Below are 12,722 nucleotides of genomic sequence, written 5' to 3' on the forward strand. Positions count from 1 at the left end.
TAAATGATATTTAAAAATAACAAGATAATGCAGCTCTGGGTTCTCAGTCTGGCGACCGTCAGTACGACGACGTTTGCCAAAACGCAGGAGGAGACCATTCTGGTGACGCAAGGCGTCAGCCAGGAACCCACTGCGCCGGTGAAGGGAATGGTGGCGACCAAAACCCTGTCGGCAACCAAAACCTCCGCGGAGCTGGTGAAAACGCCGCAGTCCGTCTCCGTCGTTACCCGCGACCAGATGGACGCGCTGGACGCCACCTCCGTCTCCCAGGCGCTACGCTACACCGCCGGGGCATTTACGGAGTATCGCGGCTCATCCAACCGTAACGATGAAGTGTTTGTACGCGGCTTCAGCTACGTTCCTAAATTCCTTGATGGTCTGAGCTTTGGCGCAACGGCGTCATCGCAAACCGGCACCGTTGATCCGTGGCTGCTGGAGCGGGTAGAGCTGGTACGCGGCCCGGCTTCGGTTCTGTTTGGCCAGGTGAACCCCGGCGGGCTTATCAGCATGACCAGCAAACGCCCTACCAGCGAACCGATTCATAAGGTTCAGTTCAGCACCGGTAATCGCGATCTGGCGGAAGGCGCATTTGATTTCGGCGGCCCGCTGAGCGATGACGGCCGGGTACTGTATCGCCTGAACGGGATCGCCCGCACTCAGCATAACCAGGTTGAAGACTATAAAGATTCGCGCGTCGCGATTGCTCCGGCTATCACCTGGTATCCAAACGATCAGACCCGTTTCACGCTGCTGACCAGCTACCAGAAAGATCCCGATGCGGGCTACCGTAACTTCCTGCCTGCTTACGGCACCGTCACCAGCGCTAACGGAAAATATATTCCGCTCGATTTTAACGTCAGCGATCCTGATTACGATCAGTCATGGCGTGAGCAGACGATGGTGGGTTATGAGTTTGAACATCAGTTCAATGACATGATGACCTTCCGCCAGAACGCCCGCTATGCCAGCATCAAGCAAAAATACCGCTATCTGGTTTACTTCAACAGCAAACCGGAAAGCACGCTGCTCAGCCGTCGCGCCCAGCATGAGGAGCGCACGACCAATGAGTTTGGCATTGATAACCAACTGGAAGCACAGTTTGCGACCGCGCAGATGAACCATACGCTGCTCGGCGGGCTGGATTACAAGTCCAGCAACGACAAGCAACTGTTAATGCGCGGTTCCGGCTCGCAGTACGATATGGACTGGACGCACCCGGTTTATGGCGTAAACGTCGATGAAAGCACCTTCAGCCCCGCCAGCCACGAACAGCAGAACCTCGATCAGATGGGCCTCTATTTGCAGGATCAGATGAGCTGGAACAACTGGGAGCTGCTGCTCTCCGGGCGCTATGACTGGACGGAAGTTCGCACCACCGATTACATCAACAGTGAGAAAACGCAGCAGAACGACAACAAGTTCACCTGGCGTACCGGCTTGCTGTATGCCTTTGATTTCGGCCTCTCGCCGTACATCAGCTACAGCACCTCGTATGAACCTAATCTGCAAACCAACCGCGCGCCGGGCAGCGCGCCGTTTAAACCCACTACCGGTAAACAAACCGAAGTGGGCGTGAAGTATCAGCCGGTGGATAACACACTGATGTCGCTGGCGTTATACGATCTCAAACAGAGCAATGTGTCCACTTACAACAGCACGCTGGGCTGGTTCGAAAACGCAGGGGAAGTGCGTTCCAAAGGCGTGGAAGCGGAAATTCACTCTTCACTGTGGGATAGCGTCAACCTGATTGGTTCGTATACCTACACGGATGCGGAAACCGTCAACACCACGGTAGCGGGTACGGAAGGGAAAACGCCTGCCCGTATTCCTGCCCACATGGCTTCCGCCTTCGCCAGTTATACCTTCCCCGGCGGCCCGCTGAAAAGCCTGACGACCGGCGTGGGCGTACGCTACATCGGCACCAGCTACGGCGATGCGAAAAACACCTTTAAAGTGCCGGCGGTGGATCTGTATGACGCGATGGTGAGCTACGAACTGGGAGAACTGAACAGCAGCCTGAAAGGCGCAGCCGTACAGTTTAATGTCAATAATATCGCCGATACGAAATACGTGGCCTCTTGCGCCAGCGACACCGCCTGCTTCTATGGCGTAGGTCGTACGGTTACGGCAACAGTGAGCTATTCCTGGTAAGAAAGATTCCCGGCAGCCAGGCGCTGCCGGGGAAACTCAGTGCGTACGGCTGTGATTCTCTTTACGGTAGGCACCCGGCGGCTGATTAAAGGTTCGGGTGAAGATCCGCGTAAAGGTCTGCTGCGAATCAAAACCGTACTTCAGGCAGATGTCATACACCCTTTGGTCGGTATCGCGTAAATCACGCGCCGCCAGCCGCAGCTTACGCTCCCGGATATAGCGCCCCAGACTCTCCCCTTTGTACTGCATAAACAGGCGTTGCAGATGCCATTTGGAGTACCCGGCGTGGCGGGCAATATCATCAATGCGCAACGGTTGATTTAAATTATCATCAATCCACTCGACAATAGTGTCGATTACCTGAGCGGAAATGGTCATCGTGCTCTCCCCCTCCGAAAAATGGTCGCTTATTCCCACCAGGCCGTAAACTGCTGGGTCGGATCGGCCAACATCACCGGTTCACCCAGCGTCGGCGTCAGCAGACGGTAGCGTTTATGACGACTCGCCAGCGCCAGACGTTTATACGGATCGTCCCAACTGTGTTTCGCCAGGACAAAACGCCCGGCATGACCGGGTAAAATCGCTTTTGCGCGCAGATCCTGCGCCGCCTGCGCGGTCTCTTCCGGCATCATGTGAATGTATCGCCAGTCCCGGTCGTACTGACCGTTTTCCATGATGGCCAGATCGACTGAGCCGAACTGTTCTCCAATCGCCTTAAAATGCGGCCCGTAACCGGAATCCCCGCTGTAATAAACCTTCTGTTCAGGCGTCTCAAACATAAAACTCGCCCACAGCGTCTGGTTACGTTTGAGCCCCCGACCAGAAAAATGGCGCGCGGGCAGGACGTGGATCAGCAGCGCGTCATCGATCCTGACGGACTGGTTCCAGTCGCGCTCGTCGATAATCCCGCCATTCATGCCCCAGTAGCGCAAATGCGATCCCACACCCAGCGGCGTAATGACCCGCTTAATCTTCGGCATCAGCGCTTTGATGGTGGCGTAGTCCAGATGGTCATAGTGATCGTGCGAGATGATCAGCAGGTCGATCTCCGGCATATTTTGCGCCGTCCAGGGGTAGTCTCCGGCAAAGGCTTTATTCAGAAACGAAAACGGCGCCGCATAGCTGCTGAATACCGGGTCGATCAGAATGCGTTTTCCCGCCAGTTGCAGATACCAGGAGGAATGGCCCAGCCAGATGAGCGTGTCCCGATCGCGCGGTACGCTGGCGAGATCGGTGTTTACCAGCGGCAACGGCTGGGCAGGCCGCGCGTTTTCACGTTTAGCGACCAGAAACTCCCACCATGCGGCGAGCATCCCCTTATCCCCGGTGTAACCGGGAGTGGGTAATTGATTATGAAACTGTCCATCACGATAGTGTGGAGACTGTTCCACCAGGCTCAGTTGAGCGCCCTGCGGCACCTGACCAAACCCGGCATTAAGGACAAACGGCAGACTCGCTGTAGAAGCAATAAGCATAATAACAACCACACAAATTGTGAGACGCTTCATATCCTGATCCGAAAACGCGCCCCTTTCCGCTGGTTTGCGCGACTGTCACTTGATTATGAGTGAGTAAGCACTCATTATAGAAAGCGAAGGAATCTCGTCAAGATGATTTTCAATCTTTGACATTCACCGTTGCGGCGCTGCAAAGAGCGTGTTTCAATCGTGTTTTTTACATCATTAAGGGTAAAGTGTAGTGGCTCGTCCGAAGAGTGAAGACAAAAAACTGGCGTTACTGGAAGCCGCAACAAAAGCGATCGCGCAATCCGGCATTGCCGCCTCCACCGCCGTCATTGCTCGCAACGCAGGTGTTGCTGAGGGAACATTGTTTCGCTATTTCGCGACAAAAGATGACTTAATCAACGAGCTTTATCTGCATTTGAAGCAGGATCTCTGCCAGTCGATGATGGCGAATCTGGACCGCTCAATCACCGACACCAGGACCATGACGCACTTTATCTGGAACAGCTACATCAACTGGGGTCTGAACAACACTAACGGGCACCGCACCATCCGCCAGCTTGCGGTTAGTGAGAAAATCACGAAAGAAACCGAGCAACTGGCAGACGATATGTTCCCGGAACTGCGCGATCTCTGCCATCGTTCGGTTCTGCCCATTTTCATGTCTGACGAATACCGCGCCTTTGGCGATGCCCTGTTCCTCACCCTGGCGGAAACCACGATGGAATTTGCCGCCCGCGATCCGGCCCACGCAAATGAGTACATCTCGCTGGGTTTTGAAGCGATGTGGCGCGCCCTCACCCGCGAGGAAAAATAATGGACGGCCAGACGCTGCACTGTTGTGCGAAACGCATCGCGCTCGAACTGCCTTTCACCGAACACTGCTGGCCGTTCGGCCCGGAGTTTGATGTCTTTAAAGTCGGCGGCAAGATATTCATGATCGTTTCTGAACAACGCGGCCGTCGGTTTGTGAACCTGAAGTCCGATCCACAGAAATCCCTGTTAAATCAGCAGATTTACCGCAGTATTGAACCCGGTTACCACATGAACAAAAAACACTGGATTTCCGTTTACGCAGGAGACGATATCACGCCGTCGCTGCTTGCCGACCTGATCGGCGACTCCTGGAATCTGGTGGTGGATGGTCTGGCTAAAAAAGATCAAAAGCGTCTGCGCCCCGCCTGATTTATCGTTGATATCGATAAGTGTTTTCGCACTTTTCTCTCTTATCTTTTATGCGCTAACCCTGTACCCTGCTGGCACGAAAACGCACCCGCAGGGTATTAAAAAACATCAGGAGTATTTATGGATATCGTTTCTGTCGCCTTAAAACGCTACTCCACTAAGGCGTTCGATCCCAGCAAACAACTGACCGCAGACGAAGCGGAAAAACTCAAAACATTGCTGCAATATAGCCCTTCCAGCACCAACTCTCAGCCGTGGCATTTCATCGTCGCCAGTACCGAAGAAGGGAAAGCGCGCGTTGCGAAATCCGCCGCCGGTAATTTCGTATTTAACGAGCGCAAAATGCTGGATGCTTCCCATGTCGTCGTGTTTTGCGCAAAAACCGCAATGGACGACGCCTGGCTGGATCGCGTTGTCGATCAGGAAGATGCCGATGGCCGTTTTGCCACGCCGGAAGCCAAAGCGGCAAATAACAAAGGCCGTCGCTTTTTCGCGGATCTGCACCGCCGCGACCTGAAAGATGACGATCAGTGGATGGCGAAACAGGTATACCTGAACGTTGGCAACTTCCTGCTGGGCGTCGCCGCGATGGGTCTGGACGCCGTACCGATTGAAGGCTTCGACGCCGCGGTTCTTGACGCTGAATTTGGCCTGAAAGAAAAAGGTTATACCAGCCTGGTCGTGGTGCCTGTCGGCCATCACAGCGTAGAAGATTTTAACGCTGCGCTGCCGAAATCCCGCCTGCCGCAGGAAACCACCCTGACGGAAGTCTGATTTCTTGTTATGCCGGATGGCGGCTGCGCCTTATCCGGCCTACGGTGCGCACGTTATTGTAGGCCCGGTAAGCGTAGCGCCACCGGGCGCAATGCCGGATGGCGGCTGCGCCTTATCCGGCCTACGGAGCACGCGTTATTGTAGGCCCGGTAAGCGTAGCGCCACCGGGCATTTTACTGCTTATCCAGCCACGCCAGCGCCTGTTCTCCGGCCTCATCCATCGGTAAATACACCAACAACCGGGAGCCGTTACGCGGTGCGGAATACCAGTACATCTGCTGCAAACTAAAACGCCCTAACCGGGGATGGAGAAAATTCTTCACCTGGTTTTCCACGCCACGCACTTCATAACGCTGATGCCATAACGCTTCAAACTCGGAAGATGCGGCGAAAAAGCGCGCCAGTTTATTTTCCCACCTCGGATCGCCACGGTGTTCCGCCATTGCCGCACGGAAATAAGAGACAAACGTCGGCAGCACGTCGCGGTTTTCTATGCGACTGCGCCAGGTTTCGTTGGTGAGGTAGAGGTAAATACAGTTGCGATCGTCATCCGGGATCGTGGCAAAATCCACGCCCATCAGCCGACAAAAACTCTCATTCCACGCCACAATATCAAAATTAGGCTTCTGAATGCTGGCTGGCTGCGGCATCAGGCTGTCAAGCATACGGCGGGTTCCCGCACTGATCCCCTCGCACACGGTGATCTGCGTCGATTCCGGCGGCGTCAGCCCGGCCAGAACAAACAGGTGTCGGGTTTCCAGCGGGCTGCATTGCAGCGCATTCGCAACGCCAACCAGTACCGACTCAGAGGGATTCACCTCCCGCCCCTGTTCCAGCCAGGTGTACCAGGTCACGCCAACTTCCGCCAGCATCGCCACCTCTTCGCGGCGCAGACCGGGCGTTCGCCGCCGACCGACGCGCGGCAGCCCCATACGTTGCGGATCGAGGCTTTCCCGCCGGGCGCGTAAAAATGCGCCGAGCTGCTTCCGGTTGTCTGCCGGTTGCATCACCGTGGGCTCACGTCGCGTCATCACCGTCATATTACCTCCAGCATGGTAGTACCAATACCAGTATAACCAGGAACTGGTACCCGTTTAATTCTTCAGTAATGCTACGTCCATCTGTTGAATGACGCAATGGAGTTACCATGAATACGTCAGTCGTTTCACTCAGTCGCACCGGGCTATCGCTCTTGCTGACAGGCCAAATGCTGCCGCTTATTGATACATCGATTACCAACGTCGCCCTGGAGTCCATTACCCGCTCTTTACAGGCGACAACGACGCAACTGGAGTTAATTGTCGCCCTCTATGGGATTACGTTCGCGGTCTGTCTGGCGCTGGGGAGCAAGCTCGGCGATAACTACGGTCGCCGCCGCCTGTTTATGTGGGGAGTCGCATTCTTTGGCGTCGCCTCCCTGCTCTGCGGTCTGGCGAATTCTATTCACATGCTGCTGGGCGCCCGTATTTTGCAGGGGGCTGGCGCGGCGTTGATCGTGCCGCAAATTCTCGCCACGCTTCACGTCACGCTAAAAGGAAGCGCGCACGCAAAGGCCATCAGTTTGTATGGCGGTATTGGCGGCATTGCCTTTATCGTCGGTCAAATGGGCGGTGGCTGGCTGGTCTCGGCGAATATCGCCGGGCTTGGCTGGCGCAACGCATTTTTTATTAATGTCCCGGTCTGCCTTCTGGTACTGGCATTCAGCCGCCGCCACGTTCCCGAAACGGCCAGCGAAACCCGCGCCGACATCGACTGGTTGGGCACCGTCTGTCTGGCCGCCATCCTCTGCTGCCTGCTTTTTCCTATGGCGCTGGGGCCAGAAACCGGCTGGCCCTGGCAGGCTCAGGCGGCGCTATTTGCCATTCTCCCGCTGGGATGGTGGATGCGTAAAAATGCGCTCCGGCAGGAGCTGCGCCACCAGCACCCGCTTCTGCCGCCGCGCCTGTTACGGCTGACCAGCATCCGCTTCGGCATTCTGATCGCATTGCTGTTTTTTAGCGCATGGTCAGGTTTTATGTTCTGTATGGCGCTGACTCTGCAAATGGGTCTGGGGATGGCGCCGTGGGAATCCGGTAACAGCTTTATCGCCCTCGGCGCGGCCTATTTCATCTCGGCCTGCTACGCACCGCGATTGATTGCGCGCTACAGCATGGGGCGTATTCTGTTGATGGGTCTGGCGATTCAGATAGTCGGCTTAGCCGGGTTAATGATGACCTTCTGGCATTCGGGTATGCAAACATCCACCTTCGCGCTGGCGCCGGCAACGGCCCTGATAGGTTATGGACAGGCGCTGATCGTGAACAGCTTTTATCGTATCGGCATGCGCGATATCAGCACGCAGGATGCCGGAGCCGGAAGCGCCATTTTAAGCACGTTGCAGCAAGCCACATTGGGGCTTGGCCCGGCGGTGCTGGGGGCGTTATTTTTGCATCTGCAACACAATAGTCACGGCGATTATACGCAGTCGGTGATCGGTTTTCTGGCCGTCGAAGCCGCCATGATGCTCAGTCTGGTTCTGGCGACATTATGGTTTCGCCGCGCATTGAATATCAATGCAACCCGCCCCTGTATGGCGTCAAAATAGCAAACCTGCGCCGCGCAATTTGCATAATATCCGCACAGCGGTCATCATAGACCGCTGTTTATAAAGGAGACGTTATGCAGGAATTAATATCTCAGGTAGAAGAACTCGGGATCGAAATGAATCACACCACTTCGCTGGTGATGATTTTTGGCATTATTTTTCTCACTGCCATCATTGTGCATATTATTTTGCATTGGGTGGTGCTGCGAGCCTTTGAAAAGCGCGCCAGCGCCAGTTCACGCCTGTGGCTGCAAATCATTACCCAGAATAAATTATTTCACCGCCTGGCGTTTACGCTCCAGGGGATTATCGTCAATATTCAGGCTGTGCTCTGGCTACAAAAGGGGACTGAGGCGGCTGAGATATTAACCACCTGCGCACAACTGTGGATCATGATGTATGCCCTGTTGTCCGTCTTTTCGTTACTGGATGTTATTCTCAACCTGTCGCAAAAATTCCCGGCGGCGTCTCAGCTTCCGCTGAAAGGAATATTCCAGGGCATCAAACTCATCGGCGCCATTATCATCGGTATTCTGATGATCTCCCTGCTGATAGGCCAGTCTCCGGCTATTCTCATTAGCGGTCTCGGCGCGATGGCCGCCGTCTTAATGCTGGTGTTTAAAGACCCCATTCTCGGTCTGGTCGCGGGTATACAGCTTTCAGCGAACGATATGCTGAAGCTGGGCGACTGGCTGGAAATGCCGAAATACGGCGCGGACGGCGCGGTGATCGATATCGGCTTAACCACCGTGAAAGTGCGCAACTGGGATAATACCATTACCACCATCCCCACCTGGTCCCTGGTTTCGGACTCTTTCAAAAACTGGAGCGGCATGTCCGCCTCTGGCGGTCGCCGAATTAAACGCAGCATCAGTATCGACGCCACCAGCATTCATTTTCTTGATGAGGATGAGCAGCAGCGTTTATATAAAGCGCATTTGTTAAAGCCCTATTTAACCACCCGTCATCAGGAAATCCAGGAATGGAACCAACAGCAGACTGCGCCGGAATCCGTACTCAATCATCGTCGGATGACCAATATTGGCACTTTCCGCGCCTACCTGAATGAATATTTACGCCACCATCCGCGTATCCGCAAAGATATGACCATGATGGTACGCCAGCTTGCGCCGGACGATCAGGGTTTACCCATTGAGATTTACGCGTTTACCAATACCGTGGTGTGGCTGGAATATGAAAGTATTCAGGCCGATATTTTCGACCACATTTTTGCCGTGGTCGAAGAGTTTGGCTTACGGATTCACCAGTCCCCTACAGGAAACGATATTCGCGCGCTGTCCGGGGCGTTTCAGCGCTAATATCCGGTACTGGCGCGGGAAATATAGCGCCAGTCCATCATCACCCTTTCGGTTGGCGCATCCGGGTGTTCAATCCGGTTCAGCAGCAGCCCGACCGCTTTACGGCCAATATCGCGGGAAGGCTGCTCGATAGTGGTCAGCTGCGGGGAAACCATCTCCGCCAGCTCCGTACCGTCAAAACCCACGACGGCGATATCCTGCGGGATGCGCAATCCGGCGTTGGCAATGGCGCGCATGGCCCCTGCCGCCAGGGTATCCGATACCGCAAAAACCGCATCCGGGCGCGTTTCTGCCGCCAGCAAAACGTCCATCGCCGCCATTCCGGCGCTGGAACTCAGTTCGCTGGCATACTCTACCGCCTGATAATCCAGAGACCAGGCATGAAGCGCCGCCTTATACCCCCGCTCCCTCAGACGCGCATATTTATAGCTTAAATCATGGTTGATCAGCGCAATCCGCTGATACCCCTTTTCGACCAGATGGGAGATGACCGACTGTGCGGCATCAACGTCATTGATCCCCACACAGGAGACCGCGCCTTTATCGGCGTATTCCGCGCACTGCACCCACGGCGCATCGCCGATTATGGTGGTCAGCTCCGGTAATTTTGAAAACGCGTCCATAGTGATAATGCCATCGACAATTTTCCCCGAGAGCAGTTTCAGCGCCGATTTTGAACGCGCCATATCCGAGCCTGAATTACACAGCAGAATGCGATACCCGTTTTTCTCCGCCTCTTCTTCAATGCCCTTCACCACTTCTGCGCAAAAAGGGTTCGCAATATTTGAAACCATCACCAGAATCATTGAGCTGCGCGCGGTGCGAAGCTGGCGCGCCAGCAGGTTGGGCTGATAGTTACTTTCCTTGATGGCTTGCAGCACGCGCTCGCGGTTTTTGGCTTTGACGGTATCACTGTTATTGAGCACGCGTGATACCGTCGCCACCGACACACCGGCGAGCTGGGCGATTTTTTGAATAGACATAACGGCGACACATCCTGCGGTTTGCGCTTTGTGTTGAGGCTACCATAAAATCGCCCTCCGGCGAACCGGGCGAAGGTTTACCGCATCACGCTCACCCACCGCTGGTGTTGATGGCTTTTCACAATGGCGTCAATGATATACATCACGTCAGCACCGTCCGCGAACGAGGCAAAACGACGCACCTCCGGCGCGGGCATTTTTCCTGCCTGCACCGCAAGATAAAACTGCTGCATCATGTTTTTAAAGGCATCCGGCCAGCCCTCAATATGCCCACCGGGAAAGTGCGCGCTGCCAGCCACATCCGCGTTCATTAATCCGGGGTCGTCCGTCAGGATCTGATTCGCCTGCTGCCGGTGGCCGATCCACAACTGCTGCGGCACTTCCTGATCCCAGGCCAGCGAACAGTGACTGCCGTTAATCTCAAATGTCAGCTGGTTTTTCCGCCCGGCGCTCACCTGTGAAACGCTGAAACAGCCTTTGCTGCCGTCATCAAAACGCACCAGTACCGCGCCTCTGTCTTCCGTACTGACCGGTTTATCTACCCACTGGCGCTCCGTGAGCGGCTGAGTAAACGTCGAGTTCCCTTCCACGCTGGCCTTACGCGTTGGCCAGACCGTGGCGAGATCCGCCATCACCTCCACAATCCGCTTTCCGGTAACAAACTGCACCGTGTCGCACCAGTGTGAACCGATATCCGCCACCGCGCGTGAGCCCCCGCCAAGCGCAGGGTCTACGCGCCAGTTATAGTCGGTTTCCAGCAGCATCCAGTCTTGCAAATAACTGCCCTGCACGGAAAACTGCCGCCCGACGCTCCCGGCGCGTACCATGCTGGCGGCCTGCTGCACCATCGCAAACTGCCGGTAGACAAAACTCACGCCATGCACCACCCCCGCCTGCTCCGCCAGCGCGGCCAGTTCACGCGCTTCATCCGGCGTCATACAGAGCGGTTTTTCGGAGAACACAGACAACCCCGCCCGCAACGCCTGGCGATTGATGTCGGCATGAAGGTGGTTCGGCGTGCAGTTGTGTACCACCTGCAATCCCGGATGCGCCAGTAATGCCTCCACGCTGCCGTAAGCGTGCGGAACGTTTAGCGACCGGGCTTTCTCCTGCGCCTTCTCCAGCGAACTGTCGCAAAGCGCAACCACCGATACGTTTCCCGGTCGGCGCAAGGCTTCAATATGCGCAGGGCCAATAAACCCGGTTCCGATAATGCCAACCTGAATCATTTACGTACCTCATCACCCGCAGCGAAATCATCAAACGCATGCTCAGAAACCGGAATAATATGACGGCGAATAAATTCACTGCCCTCACGCGCGCCGGTGGCGGCTTCTTTCAGGCAGCACTCCCACTCCAGTACCGCCCAGCCGGGGTAATCATATTGGGCGAACTTGCTGAACAGCGTTTTGAAATCCACCTGTCCGTCACCCGGCGAACGAAACCGCCCGGCCCGTTCAATCCAGGGTTGATACCCGCCGTATACGCCGCTACGGCTGCTGGCGCGATACTCGGCATCTTTCACATGAAATGCTTTAATGCGCGAGTGGTACACATCCACAAAGCCCAGATAATCCATCTGTTGCAACAGCAGGTGGCTGGGATCGTACAGAATATGGCAACGCGGATGATCGTCGACCAGCGTTAAAAAACGCTCGAACGTGACGCCATCGTGCAAATCCTCGCTGGGGTGAATCTCATAACACACGTCCACGCCATGCTCATCAAAGCAGTCGAGAATCGGTCGCCAGCGGCGCGCCAGTTCGCTGAACGCCTCGTCAAAACGCTGACGATTATGCGGCGGCCAGGGGTAAAAATAGGGCCAGGCGAGCGAACCTGAGAAGGTGGCATGTGCGGTCAGCCCCAGTTTTTGCGAAGCGGCGGCAGCCTGTTGCAACGTCTGCGTCGCCCATGCCTGTCGCGCCTGCGGGTTTCCGCGCATCGACGGCGGCGCAAAACCGGCAAACGCCTCATCATAGGCCGGGTGTACCGCAATCAGTTGACCTTCAAGATGGGTCGATAATTCACTGATGACCAGGCCGTGATCCGCCAGCATCCCGCGAATATCATCACAGTAGGTCTGACTCACGGCGGCCTGTTCAACATCAAACAACGCTTTATGATTGCAGGGGATCTGCAAGGCCTTATAACCCAGCCCTGCCGCCCAACCGGCCAGCCCTTCCAGCGTATTAAACGGGGGTTGCCCCCCGATAAACTGCGCCAGAAAAATACCCGGTCCCTTAATGGTTCTCATAACCCCTCC

12 protein-coding genes are annotated in these 12,722 nt (G+C 55.5%); 6 read left to right on the top strand and 6 right to left on the bottom strand.

Annotated features, from left to right (window positions below; genetic code table 11):
- Positions 1 to 6 precede the first annotated feature (6 nt).
- Positions 7 to 2,151 (top strand): TonB-dependent siderophore receptor, encoded by a 2,145-nt coding sequence (locus tag OGV82_RS00845; RefSeq protein ID WP_060815872.1) that lies wholly within the window; start codon positions 7 to 9, stop codon positions 2,149 to 2,151.
- Between the two features lie 36 nt (positions 2,152 to 2,187).
- Here OGV82_RS00845 and OGV82_RS00850 read toward each other — a convergent pair whose 3' ends face one another.
- Positions 2,188 to 2,529: a RamA family antibiotic efflux transcriptional regulator gene (locus OGV82_RS00850; protein WP_024130566.1), complete on the bottom strand. Its 342-nt coding sequence runs from the start codon at positions 2,527 to 2,529 to the stop codon at positions 2,188 to 2,190.
- Positions 2,530 to 2,558: 29 nt separating this feature from the next.
- Positions 2,559 to 3,659, bottom strand: coding sequence for an MBL fold metallo-hydrolase (locus OGV82_RS00855; RefSeq protein ID WP_012133420.1), 1,101 nt, complete (start codon positions 3,657 to 3,659; stop codon positions 2,559 to 2,561).
- Between the two features lie 190 nt (positions 3,660 to 3,849).
- On the opposite strand from OGV82_RS00855, the gene OGV82_RS00860 reads away from it, so the two are divergent.
- From OGV82_RS00860 to nfsB, 3 genes are all read left to right on the top strand, one after another.
- Positions 3,850 to 4,431: a TetR/AcrR family transcriptional regulator gene (locus tag OGV82_RS00860; RefSeq protein WP_012133421.1), complete on the top strand. Its 582-nt coding sequence runs from the start codon at positions 3,850 to 3,852 to the stop codon at positions 4,429 to 4,431.
- Positions 4,431 to 4,799: an MmcQ/YjbR family DNA-binding protein gene (locus tag OGV82_RS00865; RefSeq protein ID WP_101743897.1), complete on the top strand. Its 369-nt coding sequence runs from the start codon at positions 4,431 to 4,433 to the stop codon at positions 4,797 to 4,799. Before OGV82_RS00860 ends, OGV82_RS00865 begins: the two co-directional genes overlap by 1 nt.
- A gap of 120 nt (positions 4,800 to 4,919) precedes the next feature.
- A complete protein-coding gene (nfsB, locus tag OGV82_RS00870) occupies positions 4,920 to 5,573 on the top strand; it encodes an oxygen-insensitive NAD(P)H nitroreductase (protein WP_047458272.1) in 654 nt (217 codons plus the stop codon).
- 173 nt (positions 5,574 to 5,746) lie between these two features.
- Here nfsB and OGV82_RS00875 read toward each other — a convergent pair whose 3' ends face one another.
- The gene (locus OGV82_RS00875; RefSeq protein ID WP_012133425.1) at positions 5,747 to 6,613 is read right to left on the bottom strand and encodes a helix-turn-helix transcriptional regulator; all 867 of its coding nucleotides are present in this window, start codon (positions 6,611 to 6,613) and stop codon (positions 5,747 to 5,749) included.
- A gap of 107 nt (positions 6,614 to 6,720) precedes the next feature.
- Here OGV82_RS00875 and OGV82_RS00880 point away from each other — a divergent pair, with 107 nt between their 5' ends.
- Together OGV82_RS00880 and OGV82_RS00885 are read left to right on the top strand one after the other, a co-directional pair.
- Complete coding sequence (locus OGV82_RS00880; protein ID WP_101743898.1) at positions 6,721 to 8,157, top strand: MFS transporter; 1,437 nt, start codon at positions 6,721 to 6,723, stop codon at positions 8,155 to 8,157.
- Positions 8,158 to 8,231: 74 nt separating this feature from the next.
- Positions 8,232 to 9,476 (top strand): mechanosensitive ion channel family protein, encoded by a 1,245-nt coding sequence (locus OGV82_RS00885; RefSeq protein ID WP_012133427.1) that lies wholly within the window; start codon positions 8,232 to 8,234, stop codon positions 9,474 to 9,476.
- Here OGV82_RS00885 and OGV82_RS00890 read toward each other — a convergent pair.
- The 3 genes from OGV82_RS00890 to OGV82_RS00900 all read right to left on the bottom strand — a co-directional run bounded on the left by OGV82_RS00890 (position 9,473) and on the right by OGV82_RS00900 (position 12,713).
- Positions 9,473 to 10,459, bottom strand: coding sequence for a LacI family DNA-binding transcriptional regulator (locus OGV82_RS00890; protein ID WP_047458279.1), 987 nt, complete (start codon positions 10,457 to 10,459; stop codon positions 9,473 to 9,475). The two genes, OGV82_RS00885 and OGV82_RS00890, sit on opposite strands and share 4 nt — an antisense overlap.
- 77 nt (positions 10,460 to 10,536) lie before the next feature.
- Positions 10,537 to 11,688, bottom strand: a complete 1,152-nt coding sequence (locus OGV82_RS00895; RefSeq protein ID WP_047458282.1) for a Gfo/Idh/MocA family protein — start codon at positions 11,686 to 11,688, stop codon at positions 10,537 to 10,539.
- A complete protein-coding gene (locus OGV82_RS00900; RefSeq protein ID WP_047458284.1) occupies positions 11,685 to 12,713 on the bottom strand; it encodes a sugar phosphate isomerase/epimerase family protein in 1,029 nt (342 codons plus the stop codon). The genes OGV82_RS00895 and OGV82_RS00900 overlap by 4 nt, the downstream gene beginning before the upstream one ends.
- Positions 12,714 to 12,722 lie beyond the last annotated feature (9 nt).

The sequence above is a fragment of the Citrobacter sp. CK191 genome (assembly GCF_030333435.1).
In the GTDB taxonomy this organism is placed as follows: Bacteria; Pseudomonadota; Gammaproteobacteria; order Enterobacterales; family Enterobacteriaceae; genus Citrobacter_B; species Citrobacter_B koseri.